Source organism: Nonomuraea sp. NPDC050202, from assembly GCF_040656115.1.
Classification (GTDB): Bacteria; Actinomycetota; Actinomycetes; order Streptosporangiales; family Streptosporangiaceae; genus Nonomuraea.
The window spans coordinates 75894-95029 of record NZ_JBFALF010000003.1 but is presented as its reverse complement, the minus strand read 5'-3'; the positions used below and the strand labels follow the sequence as shown (position 1 = coordinate 95029).

General features: G+C 73.9%; 17 protein-coding genes. 10 read left to right on the top strand and 7 right to left on the bottom strand.

Going from position 1 to position 19136, the window contains the following annotated elements; genetic code table 11:
- Nucleotides 1-3: 3 nt before the first annotated feature.
- Complete coding sequence (locus AB0I79_RS10470; RefSeq protein WP_357869919.1) at nucleotides 4-597, bottom strand: TetR family transcriptional regulator; 594 nt, start codon at nucleotides 595-597, stop codon at nucleotides 4-6.
- 98 nt (nucleotides 598-695) lie between these two features.
- Between AB0I79_RS10470 and AB0I79_RS10465 the strand changes: the two genes are divergently transcribed.
- Nucleotides 696-1835 (top strand): cytochrome P450, encoded by a 1140-nt coding sequence (locus AB0I79_RS10465; protein WP_357869917.1) that lies wholly within the window; start codon nucleotides 696-698, stop codon nucleotides 1833-1835.
- Between the two features lie 9 nt (nucleotides 1836-1844).
- Here the strand turns inward: AB0I79_RS10465 and AB0I79_RS10460 are convergent, their stop codons facing one another.
- Nucleotides 1845-2753: a cyclase family protein gene (locus AB0I79_RS10460; RefSeq protein WP_357869913.1), complete on the bottom strand. Its 909-nt coding sequence runs from the start codon at nucleotides 2751-2753 to the stop codon at nucleotides 1845-1847.
- A gap of 30 nt (nucleotides 2754-2783) precedes the next feature.
- Between AB0I79_RS10460 and AB0I79_RS10455 the strand changes: the two genes are divergently transcribed.
- Nucleotides 2784-4082, top strand: coding sequence for a serine hydrolase domain-containing protein (locus tag AB0I79_RS10455; protein ID WP_357869910.1), 1299 nt, complete (start codon nucleotides 2784-2786; stop codon nucleotides 4080-4082).
- Nucleotides 4083-4094: 12 nt separating this feature from the next.
- Here AB0I79_RS10455 and AB0I79_RS10450 read toward each other — a convergent pair whose 3' ends face one another.
- Nucleotides 4095-4844 carry an SDR family NAD(P)-dependent oxidoreductase gene (locus tag AB0I79_RS10450; RefSeq protein WP_357871616.1) on the bottom strand — a complete coding sequence of 250 codons (750 nt, stop codon included), beginning with the start codon at nucleotides 4842-4844 and terminating at the stop codon, nucleotides 4095-4097.
- Complete coding sequence (locus tag AB0I79_RS10445; RefSeq protein ID WP_357869908.1) at nucleotides 4844-5437, bottom strand: isochorismatase family cysteine hydrolase; 594 nt, start codon at nucleotides 5435-5437, stop codon at nucleotides 4844-4846. Before AB0I79_RS10445 ends, AB0I79_RS10450 begins: the two co-directional genes overlap by 1 nt.
- A 141-nt stretch (nucleotides 5438-5578) precedes the next feature.
- On the opposite strand from AB0I79_RS10445, the gene AB0I79_RS10440 reads away from it, so the two are divergent.
- The 8 genes from AB0I79_RS10440 to AB0I79_RS10405 all read left to right on the top strand — a co-directional run bounded on the left by AB0I79_RS10440 (nucleotide 5579) and on the right by AB0I79_RS10405 (nucleotide 16291).
- Entirely contained in the window at nucleotides 5579-7600 is a 2022-nt protein-coding gene (locus AB0I79_RS10440; protein ID WP_357869905.1) for a protein kinase, read from the top strand.
- 283 nt (nucleotides 7601-7883) lie between these two features.
- Nucleotides 7884-8246: an OB-fold domain-containing protein gene (locus tag AB0I79_RS10435; protein WP_357869902.1), complete on the top strand. Its 363-nt coding sequence runs from the start codon at nucleotides 7884-7886 to the stop codon at nucleotides 8244-8246.
- Nucleotides 8247-8248: 2 nt separating this feature from the next.
- Nucleotides 8249-8566 (top strand): VOC family protein, encoded by a 318-nt coding sequence (locus tag AB0I79_RS10430; RefSeq protein WP_357871614.1) that lies wholly within the window; start codon nucleotides 8249-8251, stop codon nucleotides 8564-8566.
- 21 nt (nucleotides 8567-8587) lie between these two features.
- Entirely contained in the window at nucleotides 8588-10096 is a 1509-nt protein-coding gene (locus AB0I79_RS10425; RefSeq protein ID WP_357869899.1) for a class I adenylate-forming enzyme family protein, read from the top strand.
- Entirely contained in the window at nucleotides 10093-12432 is a 2340-nt protein-coding gene (locus AB0I79_RS10420) for an acetate--CoA ligase family protein (protein WP_357869897.1), read from the top strand. The genes AB0I79_RS10425 and AB0I79_RS10420 overlap by 4 nt, the downstream gene beginning before the upstream one ends.
- A complete protein-coding gene (locus tag AB0I79_RS10415; protein WP_357869894.1) occupies nucleotides 12419-13168 on the top strand; it encodes a glucose 1-dehydrogenase in 750 nt (249 codons plus the stop codon). Before AB0I79_RS10420 ends, AB0I79_RS10415 begins: the two co-directional genes overlap by 14 nt.
- Nucleotides 13169-13430: 262 nt before the next feature.
- Complete coding sequence (locus AB0I79_RS10410; protein ID WP_357869891.1) at nucleotides 13431-15443, top strand: CHAP domain-containing protein; 2013 nt, start codon at nucleotides 13431-13433, stop codon at nucleotides 15441-15443.
- An 80-nt stretch (nucleotides 15444-15523) separates the two neighbouring features.
- Nucleotides 15524-16291, top strand: a complete 768-nt coding sequence (locus AB0I79_RS10405) for a hypothetical protein (RefSeq protein ID WP_357869888.1) — start codon at nucleotides 15524-15526, stop codon at nucleotides 16289-16291.
- Here AB0I79_RS10405 and AB0I79_RS10400 read toward each other — a convergent pair.
- From AB0I79_RS10400 to AB0I79_RS10390, 3 genes are read right to left on the bottom strand one after another with little or no spacing between them, the layout of a single operon-like run.
- Nucleotides 16275-17096, bottom strand: a complete 822-nt coding sequence (locus AB0I79_RS10400) for a TIGR03619 family F420-dependent LLM class oxidoreductase (protein WP_357869885.1) — start codon at nucleotides 17094-17096, stop codon at nucleotides 16275-16277. The two genes, AB0I79_RS10405 and AB0I79_RS10400, sit on opposite strands and share 17 nt — an antisense overlap.
- A complete protein-coding gene (locus tag AB0I79_RS10395) occupies nucleotides 17093-18037 on the bottom strand; it encodes an acyl-CoA dehydrogenase family protein (protein WP_357869882.1) in 945 nt (314 codons plus the stop codon). The genes AB0I79_RS10400 and AB0I79_RS10395 overlap by 4 nt, the downstream gene beginning before the upstream one ends.
- The gene (locus tag AB0I79_RS10390; RefSeq protein WP_357869879.1) at nucleotides 18034-19128 is read right to left on the bottom strand and encodes an acyl-CoA dehydrogenase family protein; all 1095 of its coding nucleotides are present in this window, start codon (nucleotides 19126-19128) and stop codon (nucleotides 18034-18036) included. The genes AB0I79_RS10395 and AB0I79_RS10390 overlap by 4 nt, the downstream gene beginning before the upstream one ends.
- Nucleotides 19129-19136: the final 8 nt, after the last annotated feature.

Sequence of the window (19136 nt, the reverse complement as noted above, 5' to 3'; positions counted from 1 at the left end):
CGCTCACGGGCGGGGCAGGGGCAGGCCCGCCTCCAGGTGCGCGAGGGCCTCGTCGAGCAAGGCCGGCCCGTCGATGTCGTGATCCTTCACCCAGTCGGCCCAGACGCCGATCATGACTCCCATGATCGCCCCCGTGATGTTGCGGATCCCCGGGTCGTCCGCCGGGCGGCCCTCCCGCGCCGCGAGCCGGTCCCGCAGGGTCGAGGCCACGCCGGTCACGTTGTGGATGCTCGCCGCCCACAGCTCGGGCACGGTGAGCATGAGCACCTCCCGCTCCAGGCTGTCGGCGCGCTCCTGCGGGGTCTGCGCCTCGGTCATGGCCCGCATGGCCATCCGCACGGCCCGCACGGGCGGCACGTCGGGCGGCACCTCGTCGAGCGCCTCCACGAAGGGCGGGAACTGGTCGACGATCACCAGGTCCTCCTTGGTGGCGAAGTAGCGGAAGACGGTGCTGGGCGCCACCTCCGCCGCCTCCGCGACCTGCTCGACCGTCGTGGCCGCGTAACCCTGCTCGCGGAACAGCCGCAGCGCCTCCTTCTGGATCAGCGCCCTCGTCTTGGCCTTCTTCCGCTCGCGCAGGCCCGGTCGATCACTCATGTCTCCGCATTCTCGGGGGTGCGGCGGCCCACGTCCACTTCCCGGAGTCCACCGCAAACCACTATACAACTCTCTTTTGAGAGTCTACTCTCAAAATTATGCGATTTCCTACGGACCGCGACCCGCGATGCCCCTTCGACCCGCCCGCCGAGCTGCGCGGCCTGCCCGCGATGAGCAGGCTGGAGTTCCCCGACGGCCATCTCGGCTGGCTGGCCACCACGGCCGAGGCGGCCAGGACCGTGCTCGGCGACCCCAGGTTCAGCGCGCGCCGGGAGCTCAAGCACGCCCCCGTCCGGTTCACCACGCCCGGCGAGACAGGACGCCCCGCGCCCCCGGGCTTCTTCGGCGCCATGGACCCGCCCGAGCACACCCGTTACCGCCGCCTGCTCACCGGCCAGTTCACGCTGCGCCGGATGCGCCTGCTGGAGCCGCGCGTCGCCCGCATCGCCGCCGACCATCTCGACGCCATGGCCGCGGCGGGACCGCCGGTGGATCTGGTGAGCGCCTACGCGCTGCCGATCCCGTCGATGGTCATCTGCGAGCTGCTCGGGGTGCCGTACGAGGATCACGAGTTCTTCCAGGACCGCAGCCTGCAGCTCCTCACGGCGGACGGCGACGTGGCCAAGGCGTCCGCCGACCTGGCGGCCTACCTGGGCGAGCTGGTGCGGCGCAAGCGCGCCGAGCCGGATGACGACCTGATCAGCGGGCTGACCGGCGACCTCACCGACGAGGAGCTGATCAACGTGTCGATGATCCTGCTCGTCGCGGGCCACGAGACGACCGCGAACATGCTGGCGCTCGGCGTGTTCGCGCTGCTGGAGTCGGGGCTCCCGTACGAGGAGGGCGCGGTCGAGGAGCTGCTGCGCTGGCTGGCGATCGTGCAGCACGGCGCGCCCAGCAGGGCCGCCAAGCAGGACGTGGAGGTGGCGGGCACGCTGGTGAGGAAGGGCGAGACCGTCGCGCTGTCCCTGCTGATGATCAACCGGGATCCCGGCCTGTTCGACCGGCCGGACGTGCTCGATCCGGGTCGCGAGGAGGCGCGCAGGCACCTGTCGTTCGGGCACGGCGTGCACCAGTGCCTCGGGCAGCAGCTCGCCAGGATGGAGCTGCGCATCGGCTACGGCGCGCTGTTCGAGCGCTTCCCCGGCCTCCGGCTGGCCGTCCCGGCGGCGCAGGTGCCGCTCAAGCAGGACAGCGTGGTGCACGGCGTCGCGTGCCTGCCGGTCGCCTGGGACTGAGAGGCCGGGTCACAAAATGGCGAGCGGGGTGAGCGGGCTCCCCGTGCCGCCCTCGATCCGCAGCGGCGCCGCCACGAACACGAACTCCGTGCGGCCCGCCGCCGCCAGCTCCTCCAGCCAGAGCATCTCGATGAGGTGGACGCCGTGCCGGTGGAGCAGCAGCAGATGCAGGTCGTCCTCGACCGGCTCCTCGGCCAGCCCGCGCGCGTCGAGCCCGCCGATGGCGGCGTTGTCCGAGGCCACGGCGGCCACGTCGTGCGCCGCCAGCCACCGCCCCGCCTCCGCCGACAGCCCTGGCTGGCCCGACCAGTACTCCTCGCGCGAGCGTTCCCACACCACCGGCCAGCCCGTACGGATGACCGCCACGTCCCCGGCCCGCGGCACGGCGATCTCCTCCAGCAGCGCGGCCGGGATCCGGTGGCCGGCGGGCAGGTGATCGAGGCCGAGCCGCCGCGGCACGTCGTACAGCACCCCCCTGGCCACCACCCCGCCCACGTGCTCGATCCCGCACCTGGTGGCCCCGTAGGAGCGGACCCTGGCGGCCGGGTGGCCGTTGTAGAGCTCGTCGCCGGACCACATGTGGCACAGCGCGTCCATGTGCGTGGTGGTGCCGTGGTGGGTGACGACCAGGGCGTCGTCGGCCACCCGCAGGCCGGCGCCGATCGGCCGGGCGCCGGCCGCGTAATCGCCGCCGTCCACGGACATGAAGTGCTGCGGCAGCGGCCGGCCCGGCAGGTGCGGCACCGTGCCGGGGGCGGGCGAGGAGGTGGCGCCCCTGATCGGCATGGCCAGGCTGAGCACCTCGCCGGTGACGGCGCTGCGCAGGGCGTCGAGCACGACGGACGGGGTGAGCAGGTTCAGGGTGCCACGCTGATCGTCTGGGCCGAATCGTCCCCAGTTGTTAGGCTCGGTGACCAAGTAAGCGCTCCCTTTCTCTGCGGAGGTCTGATGCACTGCGATCCTCGGTTCTCCCGCGTACGCGAGGTGTTCGAGCGGCATTTCGCCGACGGCGAGGAGCTGGGCGCGGCCTTCGCCGTCCACCTGGACGGCGAGCTGGTCGTGGACCTGTGGGACGGCGTCGCCGACCGGCACACCGGGCGGCCATGGGAGCGGGACACGCCCGCCTTCGCCTACTCCTGCACCAAGGCGGTCACCGCCGCCGTGCTGCTGCAGCTCGTGGAGCGGGGGCTGGTGGACGTCGCGGCGCCGGTCGCCGAGGTGTGGCCCGAGTTCGCGGCGGGCGGCAAGCAGGCGGTCACCGTCGAGCACCTCCTCAGCCACCAGGCCGGGCTGCCGGCGCTGGAGGAGCCGGTGCCGGTCGAGGAGTTCGAGGACCAGCCGGCCATCGCGGCCAGGCTCGCCGGTCAACGGCCGCTGTGGGAGCCAGGGTCGGCGCACGGGTACCACGCGCTGACGTACGGGTTCCTGGTGGGCGAGGTGGTCAGGCGGGTGACGGGCAAGTCGGTGGGCGAGCTGGCGTCGGCCGAGATCGCCGGGCCGCTGGGGCTGGAGCTGTGGGTGGGGGCGCCGGACTCGGTGATCGGGCGGGCGGCGCGGCTCACGGCCGGCGAGCGTACCCGGAACGACCGGCCCGCCACCACCGCCACCACCGCCACCGCCGTCACCGCCGTCACCGAGCCGACGCCCCCCGGCCCCGAGCCGGCGGGAGGCGAGGCTGCCGGAGCAGGAGGCGAGTCCGCCGGAACGGGAGATGAGGCCGTCGGCGCGGGAAGCCAGGCGGCGGGAGGCGGGCGGATGGCGAACGTGCTGGACGAGATGGCCAAGGCGGCGCTCGACCCGGACAGCCTGATGAACCGGGCGCTCGGCAACCCCGCCATCAACCTGCTCAAGGGCGGCGCGAACAACCCGGTGATCCTGCGGGCGGGCTGGCCGGCCGCCGGGATGGTCACCACCGCCCGGGGGCTGGCCGGGTTCTACCGCGCGCTGATCGCCGGCGAGATCCTGCGGCCCGCGACCCTCCAGGAGGCGCTGCGGCCCCGGGTGAACGGCCCCGACCGGGTCCTCCACCTCAACACCTCCTTCGGGCTCGGCTTCATGCGGCCGTCGATGACGTTCGTGGTGCCCTCGCGCAGCGCGTTCGGCCATTCGGGCGCCGGTGGCTCGATGGGGGTCGGCGACCCCGAGCGCGGCCTGGCCATCGGGTACGTGATGAACAGGATGGCCAACGCGATCTCCGGCAACCTGCGCGGGATGCGCCTGCTGCAGGCCGTCTACGACTCGTTGTGACCGCATGACCGTTCAGTGCATGGTCACGCCGCCGCTCACCGACAGGGTCTGTCCGGTGATGTACGCGGCGCGTTCCGTACACAGGTAGGCGACCAGCCCGGCGACGTCGGCGGGTGTCCCGAGGCGGCGCAGCGGGATGCCCCGCGCGATCCTGTCCACCAGCCCCGGCTCCGCCGCGGACACCCGGCGGAGCATGGGCGTGTCGGTCGGCCCCGGGCAGACCACGTTGGAGGTCACATGCGCCCTGGCGGCCTCGCGGGCGAGCGTCTTGGCCAGGCCGAACAGCCCCGCCTTCGTCGCCGCGTACGCCCCCTCGCCGCCGGAGCCGGCCCTGGCCCCGTCGGAGGAGACGAACACCAGCCGCCCCCACCCCCTGGCCATCATGCCGGGCAGGAGCAGCTTGGTCAGCAACATCGGCCCGCGCAGGTTGACCTGCCACATGAGCTCCCAGCCCGCGGGGTCGCTCTCGGTGAACGGCTCCACGATCGCCACCCCGGCGTTGTGCACGAGGATGTCCACCTCGCCCACCGCGTCCGCGAACTCCGTCACGGAAGCCGGTGAGGCCAGGTCCACGTGCATCGCCCGCTTCGCCGCGCCCGCCAGACCCACGTCCGGCGCCGGGTTCCCCACGCCTGTCAGCTCCACGTCGGCGATCACGACCTCGGCGCCGAGCGCGGTCAGGTCGGCGGCGATGGCCGCGCCGATCGCGCCCGCTCCCCCGGTCACCACCGCCGTGCGCCCGTCCAGGCGCAACCCGTCCATCATCGCTTCCACGCCTCGACCAGGTCGGCGGCGCTGGCCCGGGTGGCCAGCAGGCTGATCGTGTGCTTCAGCACGGCACGCGCGTACTCCTCCGGGATGCCCGCCACCGCGTCCGTGACGACGGTCACCCGGTAGCCCAGGTTCACCGCCTCCAGCGCCAGGCCGGGGATGCCCAGGTTGAGCGACACGCCGAGCGCGACGACGGACGTGACGCCCAGCGAGCGCAGCGTCATGTCGAGCGAGGTGCCGGTGAACGGCGAGAACCCGTGGTGGCGCCGGCTCTCCAGATCGGTGTCCTCGCGCAGCCCGGGCAGCACCTCGGTGGCGGGCGTGCCCTCCAGCATGTGCCGCGGGTCCTTGAGCAGGGAGACGATGAACGGGCAGTTGGCGGCGTGGGAGCCGGCCCGGTCGGGACGGAACGCGGCCGTGCAGTGGATCACGGGTAACCCGGCCTGCCGGGCCGCCTGGAGCAGGCGGGCGGCGTTGGCGGTGACGTCGTGGCGCGCGCACGCCTCCACCAGCTCCGGAAATTTCGTCAGATCGCCGACCACGCCCCGCTGCATCTCCATGACCAGCACCGCCACGCGCTCCACCGGCGACCTCCACGCTTCTTAGCCGAGCGCTTGCTTGGTATCCGGATCAGCATAACACCGGGTGAAATCTCCCGGCTCGTGACAACCGGAACCCCGGGTGAGACCGTCGAATTCAAGACGGCTGCCTTATGGGGGTAGGACTTGGTCCCTGGTTACCGTGAAGTGCGCCAGCTCGGCGCCGGCCGCACCGGCCGCGTCTTCCTCGCCACCTACCAGTCGACCGGCGCGTACGTGGCGATCAAGTACCTGAACGCCACCCTGCGCAGGGACGCCGAGTTCATGGACCGCTTCCGGTCGGACACCCCGCACCTCGTCGAGCTCGACCACCCCGACGTGGTCCGCCTGTACGAGTACGTCGAGACCCCCACCAGGGCCGCCGTGGTCATGGAGCTGGTGGACGGCGTGTCGCTGCGCACGCTGCTGGCCGAGCACGGCCGCGTCACCCCGGAGGCGGCGCTGGCCGTGCTCAAGAGCACCCTGCTGGCCCTGGCCGCCGCCCACGAGCGCGGCGTGCCGCACCGGGACGTCACGCCGGACAACATCCTGGTGCAGGCCGACGGCACCACCAAGCTGGGCGACTTCGGCGTCGTGGTGCACGCCGAGGAGCCCGGCGTGCCGGCCGGCACCCCCTGGTACATGTCGCCCGAGCTGTGGACGCGGGGCACGGCGGGGCCGCCGGCCGACCTGTACGCGGCGGCGTGCGTGCTGTTCGAGGCGGTCAGGGGACGGCCACCGTACGTGGCCGACAAGGCGGGCGGCGACGGCAGGCCGGACGTGGCGCACAGGACGAGCGCGTACGGCACACCGGACGTGGCACACAAGACGCGCGCGTACGGCACACCGGACGTGGCACACAGGACAGGCGGCGACGGCACGCCAGACGTGCCCGCGCTGCGCCGCAAGCACGTCGAGGAGCCGTTACCGCTGGAGGTCGCGCCCGACGCGCTGCGCGACCTGCTCAGACGGGGGCTGGCCAAGGATCCGGCGGACAGGTACGCCTCGGCCAGGCAGTTCGCGGCCGAGCTGGAGGAGGACGCGGTCGCCGGGTACGGCCCCGACTGGGAGAAGCGCGGGCGGCGACACCTGGCGGAACAGGCCACGCTGCTCGCCCTGCGCTTCCCGCTGGCCAGGACCGACACCCGCACCTCCGTCGCGGCCGGCCTGCGCGACCGGGTGCCCCGGCTGCCGCCGCAGCTCTGGGTGGCGGGCGCGACCGTGGTGGCCGCGCTGATCGCGATCCTGCTGTCCGGCGGCCACCTGCCCGCGGGGCCGGGCACGATCCTCATGCCGCCACCTCAGGCCCAGACCGAGACCCAGACCGAGGCCCAGACGGAGTCCCGGTCCCCCGAGCCCGACCCCACGACCCGAGCTCCCGGCTCGGCCACCCGCGCCACCACCCCGCCACCCGGCACCGCCACGCCTCCTCCGCCCACCCCTCAGGGCGGCACCACCGTGTCGCTCCCCGCCGTGCGGGCGGCCGGCATCGTCACCTGGAACGGCACCACGGGCTCGATCTCGGTCTCCGCGGACGGCACGGGCCCCGTGCGGCTGCTGATCGCGTACACGCGGCGGGACGGCGACGGCGGGGCCGCCAGGACGGTCCGGCGGGAGACCCGCACCCTGCGCGGGCGCACCTCGTACACCAGCGCGGTCTCGTACGCGCCCGGCGAGCCGGGGTGCGGCGAGCGGGTGCACCTCGGCCTCCTGGTGATGACGGAGCCCGCGGCGGCGAACGGGCCGCAGGTGAGCGAGGCCGCGGTGAACGGCCCCGCCTGCCCGGCGCCCCCGACGACCCGCTCCGCCACCCCGACCCCGCAGCCCACCACCTCCGCCACGGGCACCCCCACCCCGTCGCTCACGGACTCCCCGGCCGCACCCCCACCGGCCTCGGAAACCCCTGCCGCCCACCCTTCGGCCCCGGCCGCGCAACCCTCGAACGGCCCGGCCTCCCACCTTTCGGACGTCCCCACCGCGCAACCCTCGAACGCCCCGGCCTCCCGCCCTTCGGACGTCCCCACCACGCAACCCTCGAACGCCCCGGTCGCGCAGCCCTCTTCGGGCGCGCCCTCCGACGGCCCGCCCCGAGGGACGCTGCGCTTCTCTGAGGAGCCTTCGGCCACGCAGCTCCTGCCCGCCTCCCCGGAGCCACCCGCAACGCAGTGACAAGCGAGAAGGCGGAGCGACAGGCGGCAGGCGGCGGTGCAGCGGCACGTCGGAGCGTCGGGGCGACAGGCAGGGGCGCGTCGGAGCGGGGGCGCGACAGGCAGCGGAGCGAGAGGCGACGGAGCGACGGAGCGACGGGGCGGAGCGACGGGGCGGAGCGACGGGGCGGAGCGGCGGGGCGGAGCGGCGGGGCGGAGCGAACACAGGCGGTGGGTGACGGGGCGGTGAGGCTGGATCATCGCGGGCCTTGTCGGGCAACCAAGCGTGCGCTAGCTTGGCAGCGATGAGCGGTGACACCTCCCCCTACTGGGCCGCCTGCGCGCGCGGCGAGCTGGTCATCCAGCGCTGTACGGCCTGCGACCGCCACATCCACCTCCCCGAACCCGCCTGCCCCTGGTGCGGCGGCCAGGAACTGGTCTTCAAGCCGGCCTCCGGCGACGGCTTGGTGCACACGTACACGGTCGTGCACCGCTCGTTCGCCACCGGGTACCGCGGGCGCGAGCCGTACGTGATGGCCTGGGTGGACCTGCCGGAGGGGGTGCGGGCGTTCGGGCACGTGGTGGGGTGCCCGCCCGAGCAGGTACGCATCGGCCTGCCGGTACGCGTGACGTTCCGAGACGACCTGCCCCATTGGAGGCCCGCGTGAAGCTGGGCAACGTGCTGATCCCCGTCGCCGACCTGGATGAGGCGATCGCCTTCTACGGGTTGCCGGTGAAGTTCCGCGACGGCGACCGGTTCGCCGCGCTCGACGGGGGCGGGGTCACCGTGGCGCTGGCGGGCCCGGCCGAGCACGTCACCGACTCGGCCGCGCCGTCGTACAAGGTCGACGACGTCCCCGCGGCCGTGGAGCGGCTGGCGGCGCGCGGCGCCGAGGTGGTGCGGGCGCCCGAGGCGGGGCCGCACGAGACGCGGGCCGTGCTGCGCGATCCCTCGGGGAACGTCTTCGTGCTGTATTCGCCCCTCTGACCAGCCCCACGGGAGGCCCTCATGGCCCGATCACCCTACGGCAACTACGGCCACGCGATCCTGACCGCCGCAGCGCTGCGCACGCCCGACCGGGTGGCGCTGACGTACTGCGGCGAGCAGAGCTTCACCTACGACCAGCTCAACAGGAACGTCAACCGCCGCGCCCACGCCCTGCTCGCCGCCGGCATCGTGCCGGGCAGGCGGGTGGCGGCGCTGCTGAACGAGACCTTACGGGTGGCCGAGGTGTACCTGGCGCAGGCCAAGATCGGGGCGGTCACGGCGGCGCTGAACCCGTACTGGCCAGTGGAGACGCTGCGTGACGTGGTGGCGGCGGCGAAGTGCACGGCGTTCGTGTACGACGCGACGGTGGAATCGGTGGTGGAGCAGATCAGGTCGTCCCTGCCGGAGGTGACCGCCTGGATCCACGTGCGGGATCTGGAGGGAGCCGCCGAGGAGGAGCCGCCACTGGGCGCCTTCCACGACGACCCGCTCGCGCTCTACTTCACCTCGGGGACGACCGGGCTGCCCAAGGCCGTCGTGCACACGCACGCGTCGTCGCTGGCCACGGCGCAGATCTGGCTGGACGTGCCGCGCGGGCCCGACTCGGTGTTCGGGACGGGCGCCATCATCTGGGGCATCGGCTTCCCCGCCATCGTCGGACCCGCGCTCTACGCCGGGATGCGGCTGGTGCTGGAGCAGGACTGGGGCCCGGCGAACTTCCTGCGGGTCGTGCCCCGCGAACGGGTCACGCACCTGTCGCAGATCCCCTCGTTCTACTCGGCGCTGCTGGCCTCGCCCGACCACGAGGGCGTCGACCTGTCGTCGATCCAGGTGATCATGCTGGGCGGGGAGCCGCTGACCGCGACCATGCTGGACCGGATCAAGGCCAGGCTGCCGCAGGCGGGCGTGTACTCGTACTACGGGCAGACCGAGGCGCCGTACACGTGCATGGGCCGGGTGGACGACGGCTCGATCCCGCTGGGGTCCTCCGGCCGGGCCCGCACGGGGAACGCGGTGCGCGTCACCGACCCGCTGGGCCGGCCGGTGGTCGACGCGGTCGGCGAGATCAACCTGGCGGGGCCGCACCGGATGGCCGAGTACGACGGGCTGCCCGACAGGACGGCGGAGGTGCTGCGCGGCGAGTGGTACGTGGGCGGCGACCTCGGGACGCTGTCGGCCGACGGCGTGCTGCGGGTGCTCGGGCGGCGGGAGGACTCGATACTCAAGGGCGGGATCTGGACGCAACCGTCCGTGATCGAGGAGGCGGCGACCGCGCTGGACGGGGTGGCCGAGGCGGGCGCCGTCGGGGTGCCCGAGGGGGCGGCGGAGCAGCAGGTGCTGCTGGCCGTGGTGCCCAGGGCCGGGCACTCGCTGGACGCCTCCAAGCTGGCGCTGGCCCTGGCCGATCTCCTGCCCGCGCACCAGCGGCCCGATCACATCGTGGTGACCGACGAGCTGCCGCACTCCCAGGACGCGTCCGGCGGGCCGGGCAAGCTGCTGCGCAGGAAGATCCGCGAGCTGCTCGGGTGAGCGCGGACGAGGGTACGGGTGTACGCGAGGACACGGCTGCCGGCACGGGGGACGCGGGGCCGGGGCTGCCCGGGGACACGGCTGCCGGGGCCGTCACCCCGTACGAGCACGAGGTCAAGGCGCTGCTCGCGGAGGCCGGGGTGCCGGTGCCGCGCGGGGTCGTGGTGCGCGGGGACGACTTCCGGGCGGCTCGGGAGCTGGCCGGGCCGCTGGTGCTGAAGGCGTTCGGGCCGGGACTGACGCACAAGTCCGAGTCCGGGGGCGTGGTGCTGGGGCTGGCGTACGAGGAGCTCGGGGCCGCGGCGGCGGGGATGCGGGACCGGCTGGAGCCCGCCGGGTTCCTGGTGGAGGAGCAGGCCGAGGCCGGGGTCGAGCTGATCGTGGGGCTGGTGCGGGATCCGGCGTTCGGGCCGGTGCTGCTCGTCGGGCTGGGCGGGGTGTGGACGGAGGCGTTGCGGGACACGGCGCTGCGGCTCTGCCCGGTCACGGATGCGGACGTGCGGCGCGCGCTGGCGTCCCTGCGCGGGGCCGCGCTGCTGGACGGCTGGCGCGGCGGGCCGTCGGTGGACGTGGACGCGGTGGTCAAGGTCATCATGGCGGTGGGCGGGTCCGGGGGGTTGTGGGAGCGGCTGGAGCTGGGCGAGTTCGAGCTGAACCCGGTCATCGCGGGCCCTTCGGGGGCGATCGCGGTCGACGCCCGCCACCTCCCGGGCGAGGCGGTGGGCCGCTCCTCGGCCACAGCGCCCCACGCCACAGCGCCCAACGCCACGCAGGCGCCGACCACGGCGGTGCTCGCCACGGAGGCGCCGGCCACCGAGGCGCCGGCCACCGAGGCGCCGGCCATGGAGATGCCGGCCACGGAGGCGGTGGTCCGCGCGGGCGGCTTTCTGCCGCTCTTCGAGCCCAGGGCCGTGGCCGTCGTCGGGGCGTCCACGTCCCGGCCGAACTTCGGGAACATGTTCCTCGGCTTCTACCGCGACGCGGGCGTGCCGCTGGTGGCCGTGCATCCCACGGCGGCAGAGGTGGCCGGGGTGCCCGCCGTACCCTCGCTCGCGCACGCCGACGTGGACTACGCCCTGATCGCCGTGCCCGCCGAGCGCTGCGCCGAGGTCGTACGGCAGGCGCGCGGGGTGCCGTTCGTGCAGGTGATGAGCGGCGGGTTCGGCGAGGCGGGGCGGCAGGAGCTGGAGCGGGAGCTGGTCGCGGCGGCGCGGGCGGCCGGGACGCGGCTGCTCGGCCCCAACTGCATGGGCGTGTACTGCCCGAGGGGACGCCAGACGTTCGTCGGCGGCGGGATGGGCCCGGCGGGCACGGTCGCGCTGATCTCGCAGAGCGGCGGCCTGGCCGGTGAGGTGATCAAGGTCGGGGAGCGGCGGGGGCTGGCGTTCAGCCGGGTCGTCACCGTCGGGAACGCGGCCGACGTCACCCCGGCCGAGCTGCTGCGCTGGCTGGCGCGGGACGCGGAGACGCGGGCGATCGGGCTGTACCTGGAGGACCCGAGGGACGGCCGCGAGCTGTACGAGGCGCTACGGGCGGCGGGCAAGCCCGTGGTGCTGCTGGTCGGCGGGCGCAGCGGGCAGGGCCGGCGGGCCGCGGCCTCGCACACGGGCGGCCTGGTGAGCGACCGGCGGATCTGGGAGGCGGTGGCCGAGCAGACCGGGGCGACGCTGGTGTCCGGGCAGGACGACCTGATCGGGGTGCTGGCGTACTTCCAGGCCCACGGCACGCGGTTCGCGGCCGGAGAGCAGCCGCACGGCACGCGGGCCGCCGTCAGGAAGCAGGCGCACGGCACGCGGGCCGCCGTCAGGAAGCAGGCGCACGGCACACAGGCCGCCGGCGGGGAGCAGGTGCTGGTGGTGGGGCCGAGCGGGGGCGCGAGCGTGCTGGCCGCGGACGTGTTCGACCGGGCCGGGGTGCGGCTCGATCCGCTGCCGGGCGACCGCCTGGACGCGTTGCGCGGGCTCGGGGTGGTGGCGACGGGCAACCCGCTCGAGGTGCCCGTGGGGCCGCTGGGCAGGGCCGGGCTCGTGGCCGACGTGATCGACATGCTCGCGGGGCCGTACCGGGACGTGGTGGCGCACGTGAACGTGCAGGCCTTCTTCACGTACGGGAACGCCCCCGAGCCCCTGTACGACTACGCGCACGCGCTCGCCGCGGCCCAGGCCGCGCGCCCCGGTGTGCGGATCACCCTGGTCACCAGGAACGGCGAGTGCGCCCCGGCGGGCGTCGAGGACGAGGTCGGTCGGATCGCGGCGGCGGCGGGGATCCCCGTCTACCGCACCATGGAGGCGGCCGCCGTGGCCGTCGCGGCAGGAGGACGGCATGGGGCTGCTTGACGGCAAGGTGGCGCTGATCACCGGCGGGGCGCGGGGCATGGGGGCGGCGCACGTGCGGCTGTTCCTGGAGGAGGGCGCGCGGGTGGTGTTCGGGGACGTGCTGGACGAGGAGGGCAAGGCGCTGGCGGAGGAGACGGGCGCCACGTACCTGCGGCACGACGTGACGAGCCCCGAGGAGTGGGAGCGGGCCGTGGGGACGGCCGTGCAGATGTACGGCAAGCTCGACGTGCTGGTCAACAACGCCGGGATCCTGAAATTTCGCCGCATCCAGGACATGTCGCTTGACGACTTCGACCGCGTGATCAACGTGAACCTCAAGGGCACCTGGCTGGGCATCAAGTCGGCCATCGAGCCCATGAAGGCCGCCGGGCGCGGCTCGATCGTGAACATCTCCTCCATCGAGGGGTACGTCGGCGCCGAGGGGCTGTCGGCGTACTCGGCCTCGAAGTTCGGCGTGCGCGGCATCACGAAGTCGGCGGCGCGGGAGCTGGCCAGGTTCAAGATCCGGGTGAACTCGGTGCACCCCGGCGCGATCAACACCGCCATGGCGCTGGACCCGGACATCGTGGCCGAGGTGGACGCGGACGCGTTCGTGAAGTCCATGGTCATCAAGCGGTTCGCCAAGCCCGTGGAGGTGTCGCACGTGGTGGCGTTCCTGGCCTCGGACCGCGCCAGCTACTGCACGGGCAGCGAGGTGACAGTCGACGGAGGCCTGCTGACCGGCGCAGGGTACTGACACCTTACCCCAAGGTAGATCTTTTATGGTTAAACCGCCTAGCCTCGGACATTTCTGGCAACATCACTGACCTGCGGTTTCCAGTCCCGGAGAGGCACGGTCTCTCCTAGGACGTGCTCAACCTTGGGTTACGACTTGGTAACCTCACTCAGCACGGAAGACGACAGGCCTCCGGTTTTGTCACACCAGTCCCGGGTTCCCCTCCTTACCCGGTGCTGCGTGGATAAACCCGGTCTTGCCCGGAAGGTGCCCCCATACCTCCATGACGCCAGAGATGCAGAAGTACATCGAACTGCTCGAGAGCCAGCTCGGGTACTCGGAGAAGTCCGGGTCATACACCAAGTTCGGCGACTGGTACGGCAAGAACGTCGAGTTCGACGCCGACTACAGCTCGGCGCCGTGGTGCGACATGTACCTCTCGTGGGCCGCGCACAAGCTCGGCTACGAGGAGTGGATCGGGCAGTTCGCGTGGACGGTGGCGCACGCGAAGTGGTTCAAGGAGCAGGGGGCGTGGGGCAAGACGCCCAAGCCGGGCGCGTTCGTCTTCTACGACTGGAGCGGCTCCAACGACATCGACAACATCGACCACATCGGCATCGTGACGAGGGTCGAGGGCAACACGATCCACACGATCGAGGGCAACATCGACGGGGGCGTCGCCAAGCGCAAGGAGCGCGACACCAGCAAGGTGGTCGGGTACGGCTACCCCGAACGCGTCAAGGAGCGGCTCGACGAGGCGGCGGCGAAGAAGAAGGCCAAGGAGCAGGCCGCCGAGGTTGGCACGATCCAGATCCCCGAGGAGGCGCTCAGCTCGCTGATCCCCCGGGCGGAGGCGGGACGTTCCGCCCAGGCCCCCCTCGACTCGGGCCGGCTCCAGTCGCAGGATCCCACCCGGGAGCAGACGCCGTCCAAGGGACAGGTCGAGGGCCAGACCCCGGCCGAGGCCCAGGGCCGCACCCAGGACCAGCCCAGGAACGAGACCTCTCGCTCCACACCGGACGGGCGCTCGGACTCGGCATCCGCGCCGGCGGCGACCACGGCGCCGCGCTCCGGCTCGCACCAGACCTCCACCCAGCAGGGCCCGCAGGCCGGCGCCTCCTCCGCGCCCGGCACGGTCAAGAAGGGCAAGCACGCCAAGCCCGCCACGGCCGGCACCGAGGCCGCCACGGCCGAGCCGCTCCCGTCCCACGCCGACACCTCCGCCACCGGCCCGCTGCCCGCCATCGACTCCCCGACGCTGATCGGCTCGGCCCTGGTCGCCGCGCTCGCGCTGCTCGCCGTGGCCAAGACCCGCCGCCTGCGGCTGAGCCCGGCCACCGCCACGGCCGGCAAGCCGGCGCGCCCGTCCCGCGCCAAGGGCCGCCGCCGTCGCCGCGGGCCCGCGCCCGTGACGGCCGCCGCCGAGGCCACGACGGCCCAGCGCCTCGACGCCGCCGAGCGCCTCACCGCGGTGGAGCTCCAGGAGAACGCCGACCGCCTCGCCACGTCGGCCGCCCTGCGCTCCCTCAGCGCCTCGGACGCCGCTTCCGACGTCCTGAGCTCCGTGACGGCCTCGGACATCCGCCACCGCGCCACGTCCAGGGCCGGCTCCAGGGACGCCGTGCGCTCCGGCGGCGCCCGGCACCGCAAGCTGTCGCTTGACACCAGGCCGTTCGACCTGGCCACGGATGCGCCCCACCACCATCACGCCGCGGGTCACCCCAAGCGCCGCCACGACTCCGGCCACCACCGCCGCACCACCGGCGCGGCCCCGTTCACCCCCGCCTTCGACAACGAGCCCTACGAGCCGGACTTCGACCAGAGCAGCTTCGCGTTCACCGAGCACACGGCGCCGCTGGAGCGCATCACCTTCACCGACGAGACCGGCCCGCTGCAGCGCATCACCTTCACCGACGAAACAGGCCCGCTGGAGCGCATCGCCTTCACCGACGAGACCGGCCCCCTGCAGCGCATCACCCTCCCCGAGGCCACGGGTTCGGTGGAGGTCGTCCTCGACACGGGCCCGCTCCGGCGCTTCGTGGACACCAGCCCGTTCGAGCGCATCGTCATCCCGGGCGCGACCAGCACGTTCGACGCCTTCAGCCCGCCGCGGCGCAGGCGCGGCGACGTCCTCGACTCGCCCGGCCTCTCCTACCGGGGCCGGCGCAGGCGAGGCGCCGGCGCCGAGGAGCACCCCGCGTTCCCTGCCGACCTCCCGCTCAGGGGCCGCCGCCACCGCAGGACGCACGGGAAGGACGAGCAGCAGCTGGTCGGCGGGGGCCGCCATCGGGCCTGACCGGGAAGCGGGAACTCCCCTTCGGCGGCCGCCGTTGATCCGTCCAGCGACACGCCGACACAAGCCCCGTTGGGAGCCCCTTGCCACCGACCGCCGCACGCGCCGCCTCCTGCGGCCTGGCCTTCCTGCTGACCGCGGGATGCGCCGCCACAGCCTCCGAGGCACGACCGCCCGGTGACACGCCCACGCGGGCGGCGGCGCAGCGGGACACCGGCGCCGTCGACCACGCCCAGATCTGCGCCGGGCAGGCCACCCGGGTCAGGGCGGAGGACCAGCGCTGCGACGACCGCGAGAAGGACTACGCCTGGTACTACGTCCCCATGACGTCGGCGGTGCCCGCCGTCGGGGCGAAGGTGGCCTCCGGCATCCCCTACGCGCCGCCCCGCCGCACCTACAGGGCCTCGAGAAGGGGCGGCGAGGGGAAGGGCGTCCTCATCCTCGACGAGCAGGACCGCGTCAAGATCTGCGTGCAGGTGCGTACCCGCGTCCGCGTGCCCGACGAGCGCTGCGACGACCACCTCGACGGCTACGAGTGGTACTACCTGCTGATGGAGCGCCACGTGGCCGCGATCGGCAAGAAGGCCGAGCGCGGCACGTTCTTCCCGCCCGCCTCCGTGGAGACGTTCAGGGCGCGGCCCGGCGGCGGCAAGGGCAGCAAGGTCATGGTCCGGCCCGCCACCGATCCCCCGGAGACGGACGAGCCCGACGAGCCGGACCCCAGGCCGGCGCGGTCCGCCACGCCGGAGCCCTCCGTCACCACGGCGCGCCCCACGGCGAGACCCACGTCGAAGTCGCGGCGGTGCCGGACGATCAGGTCGGGCACGTCCACCTCTAGGACGTGCTCCTGACGCCGTACTCGTCGGCGAAGGCGGCCAGCCGGGACACCGCGTCCCTGCTGCGCGTCCAGGGCCGGACGATCAGCCGCTCCACCCCGAGCGCCGCCCAGTCGTCCACCTCGCCGGGCGAGGCCAGCTCGTACGCGTGCGCGGTCACCGCCGTCCCCGCCCCGAGCCGGGCGAGCTGCGGCTTGATCGACTCGATCGTGTGCGGCATGCTGATCCACCCGTCGCACAACGTGGCCGCCCGGCGCAGCGCCGCGGCCGACTCGCCGCCCGCGAGCACGGGCAGCCGCCGCTGCACCGGCTTGGGCTCGAAGGCGACCTCGGGAAAGGCGTAGAACCGCCCGGAGTGGGCGACCAGCGGCTCGCTCCAGAGCCGCCGGACCACCTCGATCGCCTCGTCCAGCCGGGCTCCCCTGGTCGCGAACGGCACTCCGGCCGCCTCCCACTCCCCCCGGTACCAGCCCGCGCCGACCCCGCAGATGGCCCGCCCGGACGAGACCACGTCCAGGGTGGCGAACGCGCGGGCCGACACGAACGGGTGGCGCAGCGCGAGGAGCTGCACGGCCGTGCCGAGCCGGACGCGGGTGGTGAAGGCGGCCAGCCAGCACAGGTACGCGGGCGCGTCGAAGAGCGGGGTCTGCGGCTTGATCCCCGGGTCCGAGGTGCCCGGGTAGACGGCCAGGGACAGGTCGGTGGCGAAGACGAGGTGCTCGGGCAGCCACACCGACTCGAACCCCAGCTCGTCGGCCGCCACCGCCACGTCCTTCCAGGCGGCGGGGTGCACCAGGCCGAGGGGGACGCCGAACTTCACGGGCGCCTCCCGGTGATCGCGGTCCGCAGGCGTTCGCGGTGGGCGGCCGTGGTGCCGTACGCGGCGGACAGCGACCAGGCGCGCGCGAGCCAGAACCGCAGGTCCAGCTCCTCGGTGTAGCCGATCGCGCCGTGAACCTGCAGTGCGACCCTGGCGGCCAGCGTGGCCGCCTCGCCGGCGGCGGCCTTGGCGGCGCTCGCGTCCCGCTCGGCGCTGTCCGACCCCACGGTCAGGGCCGCCCGGTACACCAGCGGCGCCGCGAACTCCACCGCCACGGCCACGTCGGCGAGCTGGTGCTTGACCGCCTGGAAGGAGCCGATCGGCGCGCCGAACTGGGTGCGCACGCGGGCGTAGCCGACGGTGACCGACAGCAGCTCCCTGGCGACGCCTACGAGCTGCGCGGCGGTGGCCACCGTGGCCCGCGCCAGCGCCGGCCCCACGGGCACGGGCAGGGGCTCGGACCGCGACCAGCCCACCTCGAACAGCGGGCGGCACGGGTCCACGCCGCGCCGGGGCACGAGCCGCACGTCCGGGCGCGAGATCACCCGCGCGCCGCCGTCCCGCACCACCACCAGCAGGTCGGCCAGGTCGGCGTCGGCCGCGTACGCCTGCCCCGGCGGCAGCACGCCGACGCACACCGCGCCGGAGCCCAGCTTGGGCACGTCGGCCAGCAGCGACGGCGCCACCACGGCGGTCTCGACGACCGGCCCAGGCAGGCACGCGCGCCCTGTCTCCTCCAGGGCGGGCAGCACGTCCACCAGCGCGAGCCCCAGCCCGTCGGCCGCCTCGGGCAGCAGCAGCCCGAAGAAGCCCAGCCCGGCGAGCTGCTCCCAGGCGGGCCGCCGCTGTGCCCGCAGCGAGCCGGGCGGGCAGTGCGTGCGCAGCACGTCGCGTACGGTCGCGGCCAGCGCGAGCTGATCGTCGCTGAAGCCGAAGTTCATCGCGGCAACCCCAGGACCCGCTCGGCGACGATGTTGCGCTGGATCTCGTTCGTGCCCGCGTAGATGGGCCCGGCCAGCGAGAACAGGAACCCGTCCAGCCAGCCCTCGGCGCGGTCCCCCAGCAGTTCCAGGGCCAGCGCGTGCATGCGGAGATCGAGCTCGGACCAGAAGATCTTCCCCATGCTGGCGGCGGGCCCGATCTCCTCCCCCGCCATGAGCCGCCGCGCGGTCCCGAACGTGTGCAACTGGTACGCCTCCGCCTCCACCCGGCACCTGGCGGCCCGGTCGGCGAGCGCCGGGTCGGCGCCGCGGGCGAGCTCGGCGAGCCGGTCGGCGGTGGCCAGGAAGCGGCCGGGGCTGCGCAGGGTCAGGCCGCGCTCGGAGGAGGTGGTGGCCATCGCGATCCGCCAGCCCTCGCCCACCTCGCCGAGCACCATCGAGTCCGGCGTGAACACGCCGTCGAAGCGCAGCTCGGCGAAGCCGGGCAGCCCGTCGAGCTGCGCGATCGGGCGGACGGCGACGTCGGCCATGGGGAACATGAAGTACGTCAGCCCCTTGTGCCGCGCCCCCGAGGTGCGGAAGAGGCCGAAGCCGTGCGTGGCGTAGGCGGCCCGGGAGCTCCACGTCTTGTGCCCGTACAGCCGCCAGCCGCCGGGGCAGGGCTCGGCGCGGGAGGTCAGGGCGGCCAGGTCGCTGCCGGCCTCGGGCTCGGACCACGCCTGCGCCCACACGTCGTCGCCCCTGGCCATCCTGGGCAGCCAGCGCTCGCGCTGCTCGGGGGTGCCGTAGCGGAGGAGGGAGGGGGCGAGCAGGAAGATGCCGTTCTGGGTGACGCGGGCGGGGCAGCCGGCGGCCCAGTACTCCTCCTCGAAGATCAGCCAGTCGATGAGGGAGGCGCCGCGCCCGCCGTACTCCTCGGGCCAGGAGACGGCGGACAGCCGCGCGCCCGCCAGCTCCGCCTCCCAGGCGCGGTGCGCCGCGAAGCCCTCGGCGGTGTCCATGGACGGGAGCGGCGGCGGCTTGTGCCTGGCCAGCCAGTCGCGAACCTCAAGCCGGAAGGCCCGCTCGGCCGGGGAGAAGTCGAGATCCACACATACCA